Below are 17012 nucleotides of genomic sequence, written 5' to 3'. Positions count from 1 at the left end.
GTCCGATCACATTACCAGTGCCGCTAGTCGCGGCCCTGAAGTCCACGTGCAAATCGTGTGCGCACCTTGGCCCTAGGCCTTGCGGTTCATCGCCGGCAAGCGCAGCGTGATTGGCGAAGCTCAGGGAGATGCGATAGATGGTATCCACCAAGCGGATGCTGCGCTGTTCCAGATATCCCGGCGCCTCGGGCCCATCCTTCTAAGCCGAGAGGTAGCAGTCGATCACCTGCGCCTGCTTTAGATCAAATTGTTAGCCGCCGCGGTCATTTTTTAGCCTTTTCGAAAAAAGCATCAATATCCGTGGCTAGCCGATGACAGGGTGAGTGTGCCGCAAAAAAGCGATTGCACTCTTGCTCTGCCCTAAAGCTGCGATCGATGCTGTAGTCGCTCTGCCGACCCGTCGAAATATTATGCAGCACTAGCATCAGTGCATATGTCCGCCTTGGTGAGTCAGATGTGCCTAGCCTGGCAACTAAATCCGCAGCGACTGCATCACTTGGCCGCTTCAGGCATCGGGCAAAAAAATAATCGCTTGACCTAAAGTGCTCCACACCAAAGATGTATCGCGACGCCAACTTTCGCGCGTCTATTTCGCTTTATTTTTTGGCTGGAGTAGCTTGGCTTTATCGTGGATCCTAGAGCGACTTCCTAAAAAAGATACGCACCGCCCTACAAGCGGATCGAGCAAAAACTGATGCCATTTCAACGTCGCAACAAATCATTCAGTATTTCTTGCCGACCATTTTATGCTGATTGAAATAAATATATAAAATAAAAGCAAAAACAAAGAAAGTAAGGCAAAAAAATTTTAAGCCACGCTCTCCTGAACCAGAGGGCACCGGAAAATAATGAAAGACAGATGCAAAGTTGACTATCAGCCCGATCGACGCCGTCGTAAGAAATGCCCAGTAAAATCTAAGCCAATGTCCGGAAGCCATGAATATCGCTGCCACGGCAATAACCAAAGCACTTCCCCAGTGCGACTCCCGCACTAATGGTAACGACATACTAAATCCAAAGATTAAATAGAAACAAGCAACCGCCTTAGAGACAAACCAAAAATGATCAACAGTTCGCATTCACGGCTCCTCTCACGCGCACCCACAGCTCGACCTCTCACTATTCCCGAAGAGTGCATCGTTAGCGCCCTCAACTCCGGATTTCAACTCATCGTGCGTGGGCCAGGATTTTATGTAGGGTGAATCAAGCAGACCGTGATAATCGCCAACATTGCTCCAGAATTTCCACGCTTGATAGCCAACAGTTAACCCATGCATGACACCCCAGGAATAGCTGTCGCTACTGACTTCCATATAACTGTACAAATAGTGCTCCGCATTACGCAGGGCTTCAGCGGAAGTACCAGGCAGCACTTCGCCATCACTACCTCCCCTTAGACCTATAATCTTCCACCAGGCATCTGCGCCATATTTTTCCAAATAATGTTGGGCCAGACATTTCCCCAAGAAATCCAACCCCAAGGGATCACTGAAGCGAACGGGATTTCCACCAGCATAAGCATAAAAATTAGGTCCACCTGCCAACCCGATCGGGTCCTCGCTGATAAATCGCGCCATCCCCGGATGGTAGTAGCGTGCTCGATAGTAATACAGCCCGCTCCCGTCCAACTCGCGACCCGTATACTGGTACGGATTATTGAATCCGCCTTGCGCCGCCTGCGTCTGCCCATAGGGTGTGTAGTCGTAACGTTGCACCACCGCGCCGCTCGCATTCGACAACGCCTTCGTGCTTCCCAATGCGTCGGTCAGAAAGTAGGTCCGGCCTGACGTGTCAGTCCGCGCAAAACGCTCGTCGATACCAAGACCGGTCAATATGCCACTGACCGTTGCTCCACGGGTTTCTTGCACCGCGTCCAAGCCATCGTACAAATATTGTGTCGTCTGGCCGTTCTCGGTCTTTCCGATTCGACGGCCCAGCGGATCGTATGCATAGTTGGCGATCGTCTGGCCGTCCTGCTGGATGGCCACCAACTGATCACGACTGTTCCACACGTAGGTGCGGGTGCCGTCGCCGATCAAGTTGCCATTGGAGTCGTAGCTCAACGCTTGGCCTTGGTACTGGATCTGCCGATGATTGTCGTCGAACGCATTACCGTCGCTCGCAGCTGGCAACAGGCTGTTGGCCCACGAGCCAGTTTGTGCGACGCGCCGGCCCACTCGGTCGTACCCATAGCCCACCGAACCCAATATCGATCCGGCGCTGCTGGCATATGCCAGCCCAGTCAATTCGCTGGCCTCATTGAAGTCATATGCGGCGACCACTCCGTTCGGCAATGTCATGATCTCGCGGCGCCCGATGTCGTCATACTCGAACGCGACTTCTTCTGAGCCTTGCAATATCCGACGTAACTGGTCGCCATCGTCATAGCGGTATTCGACCTTCGCCTGGCTACCGGCGGTCATGCCGACCCGGCGCCCTACTTCGTCGTAATCGTAGGTCACCGTACCGGCAGCACCGGTTTCACTGCGCACGCGGTCGAACTCATCGTACTCCCAACTCAGTGTTCCAGCGGCCGTATCTATCAGCTGGCGACGGCGGTCGGCGGCGTCGTACACGAAGGTCTGAATGCTGCCGTCCGGCAGCGTTGCCTTTTCAGGTCGCCCCAATGTGTCGTAGCTGAAAATCGAGGTTTGATCACGACGATTCTTATGGGTTTTGATTCGATCGCCGTCGAAATAGGTCCAGGTATCGACCTGATCCAGGCTGTCGCGCCGCTCCTTTAACCGGTCGCGCTCGTCATAGACGTAGGTGATGCCGTTGCCATGCGGCAAAAGGATGGCCGAGACGTTGCCGTTATTGTCGTAACTGATCTCAGTGGTCCGCTGCATCGGATCGGTCAAGCTGCGTACCCGATCATTGTTGTCGTAGCTGCGCCTTCCGATGCGGCCTTCCACATCACGCACCACTACCCACCGACCCAACGTGTCATAGGCCATGCCCGTGGCGCGGCCCAACGGGTCGACTACGGACGTCAGCGCGCCGCCTTCGTAGCGGTAGGTTGTTGTGTGACCCTTCGCATCGATTGTCGTCAGTGGCTGACCAGCGAGGTTACACACGATCTGGACATTACGATTCAGCGGATCGGTGATCTTACGCGCCGGCCGGCGGCTTGGGCCGCGCGCCTTCCGGCAGTGTCTGGGTCACTTCGATTTCTTGTCGCCCCGCCGGCTTGCCGGCGATCGCCACTTCCATGACATAGCGCCCCGGTACCTACTGGCCTGCGCCCTGCTTGACGAATTCCAGGTTGGTCGTCGCCGCGCCGCTCAAGGTCAGGTCGGTGCGCTGCTCGCCCACTACTTGGCCGTTGCTCATCTCGATCAGCTTGACCGACACCGGTACCCCCTTCGCCGCGCCTTGCGTGCGCAGCGAGGCGATGATCTTTTCGCCGGGCAGGAACTGGGTCAGCGGCACCACCGTGCCGTCGGGATTGGACGCGACGCCGACGTCGAGCGCGAACAGGGTCAACTCCGATGCCTTGGCTGGTTCAGCCGCGCTCGTCGTCGTGGCCGCGGCGCTGGGGCCGGCGACCTTGTTGTCGCAGCCCACGCTCAACGACGCGCATGCCAGCGTCGCGAAAAAAACAAAACCGATCTTGTTCATTGACCTGGATTTGACCGAACGATGCGGACTTGTGTTGTCGCACCATGGGCAGACCAAATTCAAGACATAAGCGGAGCGTATTTTTTACACATAGGTTGACTATACGTGCCACACAGACACATCGTGTGTTTCGAAAAATCACTTTACTCAGTGATGCAGCGTAACTTCGAATTTCGCGGGAAGCAGCAGCGGCTGCTTCATCCAGATCGCGATGCGCAATGGTCTGGGTCGGCGATCATGCCGAGGCAAGGCTCGACTTGAGGGTGGACCTCGCGACTTGGTCGGCGGCGCACGGCATCGGCTATTGAGGCGCTATTTCGCTTTAGCGCGCAACGCGGCTTGCTCGGCGATGGTCAAGGCGACGTTGTTGCGCAGATACGCCGGTTCGATCCGTTCCGGCGCGATGGCTTCGCCGCACGCATAGGCCTGCGCGGCGAGACGGGCGAGGTCGGCGGCATGCGGCAATGCCTGCGCGTCGATCGCGGCGAAGCGCTCGCCCAGGCGCTCGCGCAACGCGCCTTCGGCGGCGGCGAAACCGGTGCCTACGCCGAGCCAGCCGTTGTATTCGCCCGGCACGACCGCGGCGGTGGGCGCGATCACGATTTCTTCGTCCAGCGCGAACGCGTCGCCGTCGCGCAGTTCGTAGGCGGCGGTATAGACCTCGCCCATGCGCGCGTCGATCGCGGCGAATACGCGTTGCGGTTCGGTGCTTCGGTTTTGCGGCTCGAGGTGATGCGCGCGCAGGGCGAGCACGGCCAGGGTCGATACCGGCACGATCGGTTTGTCCAGCGCCAGCGCGATGCCCTGGGCGATCGCGATCGCCAGACGCACGCCGGTGAACGCGCCGGGGCCGCGGCTGATCGCGATGGCGTCGAGTTGGCTGCGCTTGATTCCGGCCTGGGCCAGCAGTTGCTCGGCCCAGGGCAACGAGAGTTCGGCGTGGCGGCGTGGCGCGAGTTCGAAGCGCTCATGCACTTCGCCGTCGAGCCATACGGCGACGGAGCAGGCTTCGGTGGCGGTTTCGAAGGCTAGGAGGTTCATGGGCTCGGGTGATACGGGGAAAGATGAGGATTGGTTACGGCTTCGTTCTTTTGCCGTTGCTATTGCTCGTCATTCCCGCGAAAGCGGGAATCCAGTGACTTTAAGCGTTCTCGCACGAAAGTCGCTAGATTCCCGCTTTCGCGGGAATGACGTTCTGGAGGGATGGCACTGAAGTCTTTGGCTGTTTGGCTTCGCCCAAGTAAAAACAGAGCCTACCGTAATGGGGATGGCGATCTAGAAAGGTGGCGTGGGATTCCCGCGTCCGTGGGAATGACGTTCTGGAAAGAGGGCGCTGAAGTCTCTGGATATTCGGCTGCGCCGAAGTAAAGCAGAGCCCGCCTTCGCGGGAATGACGGATTGGAAGGAACGCTGAAGTCTCTGAATGTTCGGCTTCGGCGAAGTAACGCAGAGCCCACCTTGAGCGGAACAACGATCGAATCCGCCTCGATCATTCCACCATCACCACATCACTCCGCACCCGGCTCCCACAACTCGATCAACCCGCCCTCCGGATCGACCAAATACCCGAACTTGCCCTGCTCGCTTTCCTCGTAGCGATCGAGCACCTGACAGCCTTCTTCGCGCAAGGACTGCAAGGTCGCCGCCAGGTCGTCGACGCGGAAGTTGATCATGTAGGGCTTGTCGCTGGGCTTGAAGTACTCGGTGGTTTCGGCGAACGGCGACCATACGGTGTAGGCCGCCTCGCCGGTGTCCTCGCGCTTCCACCCGAACATCGCGCCACCCCAGTCCTGACCGCCGACGTCGAGATGACGGCCGTACCAGGCCGACAGCGCGGCCGGGTCGCGGGCCTTGAAGAACACGCCGCCCAGACCATGCACGCGCGGCTTGCGCTGCTCGGCTGGCGGCGGCGACGATGCGGCCTCGCCCGGCTCTTGCTCGGTCATGCTCCTGCCCTCGCGGTCATTGGTAGTAGTAGTCGTCGTCGGACGAGGCCGATGTGGCCGATTCTAGTACCAGCGGCTCGCCGGCGAAGAACCGGCCCACGTCCTCGACCTGGCGGGTGCGCGGCAGCGGCGGCAGCGAGTCGAGGAAGGTCTTGCCGTAGCTCTTCGACAGCAGGCGCGGGTCGCACAGGACCAGCACGCCGCGGTCGGTCTCGCTGCGGATCAGGCGGCCGGCACCCTGTTTGAGCGCGATCACCGCCTGCGGCAGTTGTTCGTCGCGGAACGGGTTGCCGCCGCCGCGACGGATCGCGTCCAGGCGCGCTTCGAATACCGGGTCGTCGGGCGCGGCGAACGGCAGTTTGTCGATCACCACCACGCTCAGCGCTTCGCCGGCCACGTCCACGCCTTCGCGGAAACTCGCCGCGCCAAGCAGCACGCCGTTGCCGGAGGCGCGGAAGCGTTCGAGCAGCACGTGCCGCGGCGCTTCGCCCTGCACGAATAGCGGCCACGGGCCGTCGCGCAGCAATTCGGCCGCTTCGCGCAGGGCACGGTGCGAGGCGAACAGGACGAAGGCGCGGCCGCCGGAGGCTTCGAGCACCGGGCGCAGGCGATCGACCATGCTCTCGTTGTAGTGACGCACGGCCGGATCGGGCAGGCCGCGCGGCAGGTACAGCAACGCTTGTTCGGCCCAGTCGAACGGGCTGGGCGCGAGCAAGGTCGTGGGTTCGACCAGGCCGAGCTTGGTCGCGTAATGCTCGAAACGGCCGCCGACCGCGAGCGTGGCCGAGGTGAAGATCCACGCCGCGCGCGAACGTTCGCGATGCTCGGCCAGGGGCGCGGCGACATCCAGCGGCGTGCGCGCCAGGCGGAAGCCGCGCGCGGTGAGTTCGTACCACAGCACGCTGGTGTCGGGCGCGGCGGGGGGTTGTTCGGTGTCGTCTTCGGCCGGCTCGTCGGCAACGGACTCGACTTCAGATTCGGCGATGGGCTCGACCGCGACGATCCGACGCGGCGGCGCGAAATCGTCGTCCTCTTCGATCGGCTCGACCACGGCCGCGACCGGCGGCGGACCGCCGCGCCAGCGCCGCAGCTTGGTCTGGAAATCCTTCGCGCGCGCGTGGCAGCTGTCGAAGCCCGGCGCGGCGCCGCGCAGTGGTTCGAGCGTCTTGTGCATCGTGCCCAACGCAGCATCGAGCGTGTCGAACGCGGCCTCGACCGCCGGCACTTCGGCGGCGCGGCGACGGGTCGCGCGCACCGGCAGTTCGTCCATCGCCGCGCGCAGGCCGCGCACCGCCTGTTCGAGATCGCGCGACGGCGTCTGCACGCTGGCCAGCGAACCGGTCACGCTCTTGCATTCGGCCAGCGCGTCGCGCGCCAGTTCGACCAGCGGCCGCGCACTGATCGCTTCGCCGAAGAACTGCGAGGCCAGATCCGGCAACTGATGCGCTTCGTCGACCACGAACGCCTGCGCGCCCGGCAGGATTTCGCCGAAGCCTTCCTGCTTCAGCGCCAGATCGGCCAACAGCAGATGATGATTGACCACCACCAGGTCGGCGGCCTGCGCGCGCTGGCGCGCCTGCACCACGAAGCAGTCGCCGAACATCGGGCATTCGCTGCCCAGGCAGTTTTCCGCGGTCGAGGTGACCATCGGCAGCAGCGGCGAGTCTTCCGGCAGACCGTCGAGTTCGGCCAGGTCGCCCATGCGCGTGCGCCCGGACCAGCTGACGATGCGCTGGAACTGCGCGGCGTAATCGCGGCTGGTGAAACGCGGCTCGCCCTTGGCTTGCTCGGTGCGGTACTTGCACAGATAGTTCGCGCGGCCCTTCAACAAGGCGGTCTTCAGGCCCACGCCGAGCGCGTCGCGCACCCGCGGCAAATCGCGGTGATACAGCTGATCCTGCAGCGCGCGGGTGCCGGTGGAGACGATGGTCTTCAATCCCGACAACAGCGCCGGCACCAGATAGGCGAAGGTCTTGCCGGTGCCGGTGCCGGCTTCGGCGAGCAGGGTCGAACGCGCTTCGAACGCGTCGGCGATCGCCACCGACAGGTCCTGTTGCGCGGGTCGCGGCGCGAACGCGGCGATGTTGCGCGCGAGATCGCCGCCTTCGCTCAGCGCGGCACGAGTGGCGACGCCGAGGCGGCTGGGTTGTGGCATGCCGTCCTCAGTAACGCGCCGGCGCGGCGACCGTGCAGGTGGCGATCTGGGCCTGGGCCTGCCGGGCCGATGCGGTCAGCTGGGTGCGCTGCGGAACCAGCGCGTCGTAATGATCCTGACGCTCGGCCAGTTTCATCGCCGCGTTGACGCCGGACAGCTTGGCGCTGCGCACTTCGGCGATCGTGGTCCAGTTGCGCCGGCACAGCGGCCCGACCTTGGAACTCGAATCGAAGGCCTGCTGGGCGAACCGCTCGGCATCGTCGAGGCGATGCAGCAGCAGCGCGGCTTCGGCGCGTTCCTGCAGCAGCGCCGGGTCGTTGGCGTTGAGCTGCAGGGCGTGATCGAGCGCGGCGGCGGCTTCGGGGTACTTGCGCGCCTTTTCCAATTGCGTCGCCTGTTGGCGCAGATCCTCGACCTGCGGATCGCGGATCGGCTGCACGTCGAGTTCGCGCGATTCCAATCCGCCGGCCGCGACCACCTTGGCCACCGCGGCTTCGCCGTTGAACGAGGCTTCGGCCAGCGCGGTGGGCTGCGGCGGCGCGACCGTGCAGGCAACCAATACGGTCGTCAGCAGCGCGGTCGTCAACATCGGGGCGGCGCATCGGGGGATGGCGCCTGCGAAAGAACTGCGCTTCATGGATTACTGCTCCGGGGACGGGGGATTGGGCGCCGGCTCGCGCGCGGGTTCGTCCTTGTCCTGGCCGATGCCGAACCATTCGCGCCAACCGCCGCCACCGGATTCCTCGGCTTCAGGCTGCGGCGCCGGGCACGGCGCGTACTGCGGCGCGAAACCGGCCACGAACGGGAAGCGGCGCGCGCCGGCGCAGCTGGCGTCGGTGGTGTTGGTGCCGACCACCGACTGCCAGTCCAGGCCCTTGTCGGTGACTTTCAACGACGCGCTGGGCAGGCGCGAGAAGATCGCCGACCACACCCGCATCGCGCCGGTACCGCCGTACAGGCCGGTGGCCTGGTTCTGATCGTTGCCGACCCAGATCACCGCCAGATGATCGCCGGTCCAGCCGGCGAACCAGCTGTCGCGGCCGTCGTTGCTGGTGCCGGTCTTGCCGGCCGGCGACAAGCGGCCCAGGCCGTCGCCGATCAGCTGGCGGCCGGTGCCGTTGGTGATCGCGTGCTGCAGGGCGATGGTGATCAGGCGCGCGGCGATCGCGTCGCCCTCCTGCGCCGGCGCGGGTTCCTTGTCGTAACGCTTGACCGCCTTGCCGTTGGCGTCGAGCACGCCGCGCACTGCGTGCAGCGGCTGGATTTCGCCGCCCGAGGCGAGGAACTGATACAGCTGCGCCATCGCGTACGGGCTTTGATCGACCGCGCCGAGGATCAGCGAAGGATTGTTGTCGGGCGCCTCGATCCCGGCCAGGGTCTTGATCAGCGCCGAAATACGCTCGGGCGCGACCTGCATGCCGATGCGCACCGTGGCCTGGTTGTAGGACATCGCCAGCGCATCGATCATCCGCACCATGCCGTGGCTGCGGCCGTCGGAGTTGCCCGGGTTCCAGTTGCGGCCGCGACCGAGCTTGACCGTGACCGGCGAGTCGTCGATCCAGGAGCTGAGGTTGAACTCGCCCGGCTGCGCCAACGCGAGCAGGTACACGAACGGCTTGAGCAGCGAACCCACCGGCCGCTGCGCTTCGACCGCGCGGTTGAAGCCGTGCTGGGTGAACTCGCGGCTGCCGACCACGGCGAGCACTTCGCCGTTGTGCACGTCGGTGACCACCAGGCCGGCCTGCAACGGCGGCCGGCGCTTGTTGTCCAGGGTCTTGAGCGTGCGCGCGACCGCGCCCTCGGCCTGCGCCTGCGCCGACGGCGACATCCCGCTCATCACGCTCAGGCCGGCGCCGGCCAGCGCATCGGCCGGGTAGTCGCGAGCGAGCTGGCGGCGGATCAGGTCGACATAGGCCGGAAAGCGGTTGGCGGCGATGTTGCCGGGGTTGGCGGTGATCTCCAGCGGCGCCTTGACCGCGCGGTCGTGTTCGTCCTGCTTGATCAGGCCGGTCTCGAGCATCTCGCCGAGCACGAAGTTGCGCCGGCCCAGCGCGCGCTCGGGATTGCGCCGCGGGTCGTAGTAGGACGGGCCGCGCACGATGCCGATCAGCAACGCGATCTGCTCGGTGTTGAGATCGCGCAGGTCGCGGCCGAACCAGAACTCGGAGGCGGCCGACACGCCGTGGATCGCCTGCGAGCCGCGCTGGCCCAGATACACCTGATTGAAATAGGCCTCGAGGATGGTGCGCTTGTCGTAGCGCGCCTCGATCAGCAGGGCGTAGATGATTTCCTTGCCCTTGCGGGTCAGGGTCTGTTCCTGGCCGATGCCGAGCAGGCCGCTGCGCGCGAGCTGCTGGGTCAGGGTGCTGGCGCCCTGCTTGGCGCGGCCGGCGGCGACGTTCTTGAACGCGGCGCGGATCATGCCGGTGATGTCGATGCCGATGTGGCTGTTGAAGTCGCGATCCTCGACCGCCTGCAGGCCGGTGACCAAGAGTTCCGGCACCTCTTCGATACGAACCAACCGCCGCTCTTCCTGCTTCTGCCCGTACAAGGTCGCGATGCGCGCCGGGTCCAGGCGCGCGACCTTGAGCGCCTTCTTCGAGGTCAGGTCGCGCAGGCCGGCGACGCGGCCGCCGGACACCACCACTTCGATCCGGCGCGGCTGCACGGTGCCGTCGACATCGTTGAAGCCGCGGCTGGCGACGGTGAAACGGCCGCCGTCGCGGGCGTAGGTGCCCGGGCGTTCGCCGCCGTCTTCGCGATAGGAGGCCGCGTCCAGCTCGGTCTTCAGCGTCGCCGGGTCCAGCGCCAGGCCCGGCGCGAGTTCCAGCGGGCGCCCGTAGACCCGGGTCGGCAGCTGCCATTGCAACTGGCCGAAGCGTTCGCCGACTTCATGATTGAGGTAGAGCGTGTAGGGAATCAGGAACCCCAGCCCCAGGCCGATCGCGGCCAGGGCCCAGGTCACCAGACGGCGGCGCCAGGTCGGCGCCGGAGCGCTGTCATCGCGGTCGTCGTCGCGTTCGTCTTCGTCGTAATCGATTCGGGCCACGGATATGCAACACAGGGAGTCGCGGGCAAGTCTAGCGCAGGCGTCCATGGCCCGCGCCCGGGTCGGATGGCAGGGGCCTGACGCATTCAGACCCCGTGAATAAGCGCTGGTTCAGGGATTTGGGCTGGTTTGCTTGTAAATCGCGGCGTTGCCGGCTCGGCGTTCGCGCTAACGGCTACAAGGTATGTGGTTGCCAGCGCGGCTTGCCCTGCAGCGGGTTTGCGCGGCGATCCGGGGCCACGAGCGTCGGCTCGCATAGCGGTGCGATCGCAATCGAACCAGGCGCTCGGGGTTTCGCGTAGCAAATCCAGGTCGGGCGGCGGCGCTAGTCCTGCGCGGGCGGCATCGGCCCGTCCCGCCCCCGCAGGCCATCGCGTAGGCCGCGCAGCATCGCCTTCAAATAAGCCCCACGCGGCTTCAGCAACACCACGGTGCCGACGAATTTCAACAGCAGCCGCGGCAGATCCTGCGCGGCCCAGCGCCGCGGCACTTCGACGCGGCGGTACAGGGCGATGCGGTTGCGCATCATGTAGTACAGCCGGGTCGGGCTGTGGACCACGGTGCGGTAGGGAATCAGCCGCGATACCGGCTCCAGTTCGCCGATCCGGTGCTGCATGCCGGCGTCGCAGATGCCGTACAGGCGATAGCCGCGGTACTTGGCGCGCGAACTCCATTCGACGTCGACATTGTCGATGAACAAGCCTTCGTCCATGCCGCCGACCGTGTCCAACACCTCCAGCGGCAGCAACGTGCCCGAGGTGATCAGGAAATCGCAGTCGATGACCTGGCCCGGGCCGCCGTAAAACTTGTGGTTGAGCGGAAATCCGATCCGCACGAACGGCGCGATCGCTCCGGTGCGCTGGTCGCGGAACCGCGGCCCGACCGCGGCGACCGGGTGCTGCGCCTGCAAGCGGTGCAGATGGCGCTGCAACACCGCGACCATGTCCGGGTCGACGATGCTGTCCTGGTCCATCAGCAGCAATTGCGCGAAACCGGCCGCGCGCGCGGCCCGCGCGGCGTGGTTGATCGCGCTGCCGAGGCCGACGTTGCGCTCGCCGCGGACCACGTCCACGCCCTGCCCGCGCAACCGTTCGAAATACCCGTCGAGCGCTTCGCCGGGACTGGCGTTGTCGAAGATCAGCACCCGCCCGACCTGCGGCTTGATCGCGGCGACGACTTCGTCGAGCAGGTCGATCTGCGGGTGGTAGGTGACGATCGCGGCGCAAACGTCCGCGGCCTGGGCCGGCGCTGAGGCTTGCATGTCAGCGCAGCCCCAGCAGGTCGCAGACCATCGAATGCAGTCCGGAGGAGTAATCGAGATAACGGCCCTGGCGCCATTCTTCGCGCACCAGCGGCCAGCGCTTGGCGAAGCTCGCAGGCAGGTCCAGGCGCAGGCGCAGATGGGCGATGCGCGCGTCGAGCGCGGCGCGCTTGGCCGCGCCCACGTCCAGATTCGCGCGCTGCAGATGCTCGCGCAACGACTCGAGCTTGGCGGCCATCGCCTGCATGTACTCGCGCCGTTGCTTGCCGCCGCCGAGCCGCTCGATCAGGCTGCGCCGGCGCGCGCCGATCTGGTTGCCGCCGTGCTGGCGATACCCCATCGTCGGCGCTTGCAAGCAATCGATCTCGCCGATCGCGGCCGCGATCAGCGCCAGCCATTCGTCGTGGACCCAGGCGCTGCGTTCGAGTTCGGGATGTTCGACATCGGGAATCGGCAGCGCCTGCGCCAACACCTCGCGCCGCAGCGCGATGGTCGCGCCGGTCACGATATTGCGCCGGACCAGGACCTCGAACCCGCGGCCGGCGTGGATCGCGGCCAGTTCGGTGGCGCTCACTTCAAGGGTCTGGAACATGCGCCGGCCCAGTTCGCGGCCCTCGCCGTCGATCAGTCGCGAATCGCTGTGCAGCAGGTTCAAGCGCGGCCGGGCGCGAAACTGTTCGAGATAATCGGCGAGTTTGTTCGGGTACCAGACATCGTCCTGGTCGCACAGGAACACGATCGCTTCCCCGGCGCGGCGCAGCGCGGCCTCGAAATTGCGCAGATAGCCCAGGTTGCGCGGATTGCGTTGCAGGTCCACGGCGATGCCGCGCGCCCGCGCGCGTTCGGCGAAGGCTTCCAGCATCGCCCAGGTGCCGTCGCTGGAGGCGTCGTCGGCGATCACGATGCGCTGCGGCGCCAGGGTCTGCGCGAGCAGGCTGTCGAGTTGCTGCGGCAGGTAGCGCGCGCCGTTGTAGGTGCACAGCACCACCGCCACCGTGTCCGGCGCCGGGCGAGGGTTCAACGCCATGAGCGCTCCGGCGGCGCGGCGAACGGGCGCGGCGCGACGCGGACGGCGGACAGGGCGAGGGTCGGATCGAAAGGCAACGGGGCGGTCTGACGGCGGAAACGGCCGGCATTATCGCCCAGCGCCGCGCCGCCGGGAGCGGCGGCGCTGAACGGTCGCCCGCGGGCGATCCGCGGGCGCCGCGCTGCGACGGCGATCGCGTTCGCGCGCTCCGGGCCGCCCGGGCCGGCCACCCGTCGCGCGGCCACGGCCGGGGCCGCAACACAAACCCCGGCACAAATCGCCCCGATCGATGGATCGGGGGCCGACGCTGCACTGATCGGGCCGCGCCGATCGCCGCCGCGGCGCGATCGCAGCGCAAAGCCGTGGCAGCCGGCCCCGCGCGCTCAGCCGTGCGCGACTACGGCGCGGCCGTCCGCGCGGACTCCTTCGCACCGGCCGACACGCCGCGCACGTCGACGCTGGTGATGGTGTAACCCGGAATGCCCAGGTTGAAACGGATCGTGCCGAAGCCGATCCACGGCGCGCTCTGGCTGCCGCTCTGGCCGCCGCCGAACAGCTGCGGATTGTTGCCCTGCGCATCGGTGATGATGATCTGCGCGTTGGGCTGGTTGCTGTTCCAGGTGATGGTCGCGGTGCAGATCGAGCCGCCGATCGGGATCACGCAGGGATTGGGGCTGGCGCTGATCGAGCCGCTGGGACGCGGCTTGACGTTGACCACCACATTGGCGCTGGGATCGCCGAACCAGGCGCGGCCATCGTCGACCATCCGCCATTGGAAGTTGTAGTTGCCAGGCGTCGACGGCGGAATCACGTTGAAGCTGAAGGTGACGTTCTGCTGCGGCGCGACCGAGTGCGGCAGCGCGACGCGGTGCATGCCCCAGGTGAAATTGTCGCCCGGGTTCTGCGAGCCCAGCGAGATGGTGCCGCCTTGCGGCCAGGTCTGGCTGCTGAGGTTCTTCATCGTCACCGACACCGCGGTCGGCACGCCGCCGATCATGGTCGGATTGACGCTCTGGCCGACGAACTGGCCAATCAGGCCGTACTTCACCTGGGTGCCGATCGCGGTGTACGAGGCCTTCAGCGAAGCATGGGTGCGCACGCCGCTGGTATTCGCGTGCCCCCACAGGAACGGCAGCAGCATGATCACGCGCGGGTCGGCCTTGCCGACGGCGTACATGGTCTCGGGCGTGTGCGGCGAGTGGTCGAGGATTCCGCCCACGCCGGCTTGCGGGACCATGATCTCGCGCTGTTGCGGGCGCATGTAGTCCTGCAAGTCGCCGACCGTGTCGATGTAGCCGCTGTCGTTGGCGCCGTAGTTGTTGACACCGACCCAGTCGACCAGGCGCAGGCCCTGCGCGGCGTCGCGGAATTTCTTGCTCAGGATCATCGCGATCGGAATACCGGCGGTGCGGCTGTCGGCGCGGATCACGCCGATCGCGTTGGCGAGCGCGGGATGGGCCACGCCGCCGAGGTCGGACAAGTGGTGCAGTTCCGGTTCGTCGATCGGATAGAACGCGGCCACCGTGCTGCGCGCGGGATCGCCGGGCACCAGGTAACCGGCGGTGACCAAGTCGCCGAGCAGCGCGCCGAACGCGCTGGCCGCGTCGGGACGCGGGTTGTAAATCGGATCGGAATCGGATCCGGTAATGGTGAACAGGAACGAGTCGACCGAAATCACCGCCTTGACGCCGTTGTCCCTGGCTTGCTGCAACTCGCCGAGAATGGCCGCGCGCGCGGCGGCGTTGTCGCGGCCGGTCCAGACGTGGGTGATGTTGGTGTGGTCCTTGTTCTCGTGCTGATAGCCGTTATTGGCCCAGTAGCCGAAGTACTTGACCTCGGCCCGCGCGGCCGGCGGCGCGGCGGCGGCCAGCAGCAGGGACAACACTAATGCGGTGCGTTTCATGAAAAGTCCTTTGATGACGAAAGGGAGCCGACAATGCGTGCGGGAATCGCTGCGGCGGCGCGCGGCCATTGGCGCACGCGCGAAACATCCGCCGATCCGATGCGACCGACGCGCCGGTCCACCGTCCGGTTGCGGCGTCAGCGGCGGCATCGGGCGGCGGGCATTCATGACTCGCGAAACACGCGAGGAAGGGATCACTGCGCGCGGATATGGCAGTGCGGAGCAGGCGCCGACAGAACGGTGCGGACGAAAAATTCGCGCGGGATCGAATTGAGCGGCCGGACCGCGCGCGTGGCCGGTCGTCGCCTCATGCACGGCGAAACAGGCTCGGCTGTCGTCAGATCGCTGCTGTCCCGCAACGCCGAAGAGCGTTGGGCTGAGAGCGGTTTTCGCGCGAACCGGCGAGCGCCGCGTCGCCGCTCGCCCCTGCCCTGCCAACGCGCAAGCGCAGCGCGTTAGCGGCTGCGCGCGCTCAATTCGCCGCGGCCGCGGCCTGCACGCGCGCGGCCAGTTCGCTGAGCCCCGGCGCGCCCGGATCGAGCCGCCGCGCCGAGTCCAGCGCGCTGCGCGCCGCGTGCAGTTCGCCGGCGCCCAGGCGCTCGTCGCCGACCGCGATCCAGCGTTGCGCCAGTCGCGTCGCCGCTTCGCGCACCGGCGCGCTCGCGCCTTCCAGCGCGCGCCGCGCATCCAGGCAGCCGCTCGCGCGCACCAATCGATTGCCGCTGAGCTCGGTTTCGAAACAGCGCCTGGCCGCCGGCAGCAGGCGCGCCGCGGCGGCGCGCACCGCCGGGTCCTGCGGCGCAATCGCCTGCGCCGCGCGCAATTTGTCGTAGGCGCTGTCGCCCGGCGGGGTCAGCAGGTCGCCGCGCTGCTCGGCCGCCGCGGCTTCGTTGAGCAGGCGCCGCAGCGACTGGCGTCGCGCCAGCGGCGGTTCCTGGTCGAAACGCTTGCGCGATTCGCGCGCGCGATCGAGGTGCTGGTGCGCCAGGGTCACCGCGGGCGCATCCACCGCGAGTTCGCGCGCACGCTCCAGTTCGGCTTGCGCATCGGCGAAACGGAAGTCGGCGGCGTAGCGCTCGCTGAGCGCGGCATGCGCGTTGGCGACCGAAACCAGGCCGCGCCGCGCGGCTTCGTCGCCGGGCTGGATCGCGAGCAGGTCGCGGTAGGCCTCCGCCGCCCGGTCCAGGCGTTGCCGGCGCAGCGCCTGATCGGCGTCGCGGCGGCGTTGTTCGACATGGCGCTCGAGCACGCTCAAGGCATCGGGCAGATCGGCGTGGCCGGGATCGGCCGCCTGCACCCGCGCGATGCCCTGCGCGCCGCGCGCGAGTTCGCCGTGCTCCAGCGCCTGCCGCGCCTGTAGCAGCAGGTCGGCCAGAGTATCGTCGCGGCCTTCCAGCGCGTCGTTGCGTTGCGGCTGCAGTTCCAGCACCCGCAGGTACAGCGGCAAGGCCGCGTCGGGCGCGCCGTCGAGCCGGCCCTGCGCGCGCGCGTTCGCCGCCTGCGCGACCAGCCGGTCCAGTCCCGCATGCGCGGCCTCGCGTTCGCGCAGCCGCCGCGCCAGCGCCTCGACCCGGTCGCGCGGCGTCGCCAGTTCGCGCGCCAGCTCCAGCCGTTCGCGGGCGAAATCGAAATGGCCGCCGTCGATCGCCTGGCGCGCCTGCACCAGCGCCATCGCACCGACCCGCGTCAGCCCCTGGCGCGCGTCGCCGCGATCAGGGTCCAGCGCCAGCGCCGCCTCATACAGCTCGCGCGCGCCGTGGCCGTCTGGGGAGGTCAGCTTGCCTTCGGACAGGGCCTGCGCGGCTTGCTGATGCAGGGCCTGCAGCCGGGACTCGGGCCAAAGCCGGTCGGACAGGGGCTGGCGCAGGGGGACCGACACGATCAAAGCCAATGCCACCATCGGCACTCCCAACTTCCACCACAGCCTCGATCGCGATTTGGCCCGTTCGCCCGCAGGTACGGGCCTGCGCTCGAAGTTCAGTCGCCCCCAGCCCTCGCCCGCCGTCGGCTCGATACGGACGTTTCCCGAAACAGGCGCTGGCTTGGAATC

At 66.1% G+C, this 17012-nt stretch carries 12 protein-coding genes; all 12 read right to left on the bottom strand.

Annotated elements, in window-relative coordinates; translation table 11 throughout:
- Positions 1 to 722: 722 nt before the first annotated feature.
- Positions 723 to 1079 carry a hypothetical protein gene (locus AC3A4T_RS23210; RefSeq protein ID WP_487677542.1) on the bottom strand — a complete coding sequence of 119 codons (357 nt, stop codon included), beginning with the start codon at positions 1077 to 1079 and terminating at the stop codon, positions 723 to 725.
- A gap of 12 nt (positions 1080 to 1091) precedes the next feature.
- Entirely contained in the window at positions 1092 to 2957 is a 1866-nt protein-coding gene (locus AC3A4T_RS23205; RefSeq protein ID WP_487677541.1) for an RHS repeat-associated core domain-containing protein, read from the bottom strand.
- Positions 2958 to 3231: 274 nt separating this feature from the next.
- On the bottom strand, positions 3232 to 3621 hold the full coding sequence (locus AC3A4T_RS23200; RefSeq protein ID WP_487677540.1) for a hypothetical protein: 390 nt from the start codon (positions 3619 to 3621) through the stop codon (positions 3232 to 3234).
- 312 nt (positions 3622 to 3933) lie between these two features.
- Positions 3934 to 4662 carry a tRNA (adenosine(37)-N6)-threonylcarbamoyltransferase complex dimerization subunit type 1 TsaB gene (gene tsaB / locus AC3A4T_RS23195; protein ID WP_487677539.1) on the bottom strand — a complete coding sequence of 243 codons (729 nt, stop codon included), beginning with the start codon at positions 4660 to 4662 and terminating at the stop codon, positions 3934 to 3936.
- A 467-nt stretch (positions 4663 to 5129) separates the two neighbouring features.
- On the bottom strand, positions 5130 to 5567 hold the full coding sequence (locus tag AC3A4T_RS23190; RefSeq protein ID WP_487677538.1) for a VOC family protein: 438 nt from the start codon (positions 5565 to 5567) through the stop codon (positions 5130 to 5132).
- 16 nt (positions 5568 to 5583) lie between these two features.
- Positions 5584 to 7722 (bottom strand): DNA repair helicase YoaA, encoded by a 2139-nt coding sequence (gene yoaA / locus AC3A4T_RS23185; protein WP_487677537.1) that lies wholly within the window; start codon positions 7720 to 7722, stop codon positions 5584 to 5586.
- A gap of 7 nt (positions 7723 to 7729) precedes the next feature.
- Positions 7730 to 8311, bottom strand: coding sequence for a hypothetical protein (locus tag AC3A4T_RS23180; protein ID WP_487677536.1), 582 nt, complete (start codon positions 8309 to 8311; stop codon positions 7730 to 7732).
- Between the two features lie 51 nt (positions 8312 to 8362).
- Positions 8363 to 10771 (bottom strand): penicillin-binding protein 1B, encoded by a 2409-nt coding sequence (gene mrcB, locus AC3A4T_RS23175; RefSeq protein WP_487677535.1) that lies wholly within the window; start codon positions 10769 to 10771, stop codon positions 8363 to 8365.
- 325 nt (positions 10772 to 11096) lie between these two features.
- Complete coding sequence (locus AC3A4T_RS23170; RefSeq protein WP_487677534.1) at positions 11097 to 12032, bottom strand: glycosyltransferase family 2 protein; 936 nt, start codon at positions 12030 to 12032, stop codon at positions 11097 to 11099.
- A 1-nt stretch (position 12033) separates the two neighbouring features.
- Entirely contained in the window at positions 12034 to 13059 is a 1026-nt protein-coding gene (locus tag AC3A4T_RS23165) for a glycosyltransferase family 2 protein (protein ID WP_487677533.1), read from the bottom strand.
- 397 nt (positions 13060 to 13456) lie between these two features.
- Positions 13457 to 14962, bottom strand: coding sequence for an NBR1-Ig-like domain-containing protein (locus AC3A4T_RS23160; RefSeq protein WP_487677532.1), 1506 nt, complete (start codon positions 14960 to 14962; stop codon positions 13457 to 13459).
- Positions 14963 to 15434: 472 nt separating this feature from the next.
- Positions 15435 to 16841 carry a hypothetical protein gene (locus tag AC3A4T_RS23155; protein WP_487677531.1) on the bottom strand — a complete coding sequence of 469 codons (1407 nt, stop codon included), beginning with the start codon at positions 16839 to 16841 and terminating at the stop codon, positions 15435 to 15437.
- Positions 16842 to 17012 lie beyond the last annotated feature (171 nt).

This window comes from Lysobacter sp. Soil_N_51, assembly GCF_057655755.1.
The sequence above is the reverse complement of the archived record's forward strand: the minus strand, read 5'-3'. Positions and strand labels throughout refer to the sequence as shown.

What these genes read in the sequence shown, in the direction of transcription:
- AC3A4T_RS23210 (WP_487677542.1), bottom strand. Translation starts at nt 1,079, where the DNA reads ATGCGAACTGTTGATCATTTTTGGTTTGTCTCTAAGGCGGTTGCTTGT.
- AC3A4T_RS23205 (WP_487677541.1), bottom strand. Translation starts at nt 2,957, where the DNA reads ATGGCCTATGACACGTTGGGTCGGTGGGTAGTGGTGCGTGATGTGGAA.
- AC3A4T_RS23200 (WP_487677540.1), bottom strand. Translation starts at nt 3,621, where the DNA reads ATGAACAAGATCGGTTTTGTTTTTTTCGCGACGCTGGCATGCGCGTCG.
- tsaB (WP_487677539.1), bottom strand. Translation starts at nt 4,662, where the DNA reads ATGAACCTCCTAGCCTTCGAAACCGCCACCGAAGCCTGCTCCGTCGCC.
- AC3A4T_RS23190 (WP_487677538.1), bottom strand. Translation starts at nt 5,567, where the DNA reads ATGACCGAGCAAGAGCCGGGCGAGGCCGCATCGTCGCCGCCGCCAGCC.
- yoaA (WP_487677537.1), bottom strand. Translation starts at nt 7,722, where the DNA reads ATGCCACAACCCAGCCGCCTCGGCGTCGCCACTCGTGCCGCGCTGAGC.
- AC3A4T_RS23180 (WP_487677536.1), bottom strand. Translation starts at nt 8,311, where the DNA reads ATGTTGACGACCGCGCTGCTGACGACCGTATTGGTTGCCTGCACGGTC.
- AC3A4T_RS23170 (WP_487677534.1), bottom strand. Translation starts at nt 12,032, where the DNA reads ATGCAAGCCTCAGCGCCGGCCCAGGCCGCGGACGTTTGCGCCGCGATC.
- AC3A4T_RS23165 (WP_487677533.1), bottom strand. Translation starts at nt 13,059, where the DNA reads ATGGCGTTGAACCCTCGCCCGGCGCCGGACACGGTGGCGGTGGTGCTG.
- AC3A4T_RS23160 (WP_487677532.1), bottom strand. Translation starts at nt 14,962, where the DNA reads ATGAAACGCACCGCATTAGTGTTGTCCCTGCTGCTGGCCGCCGCCGCG.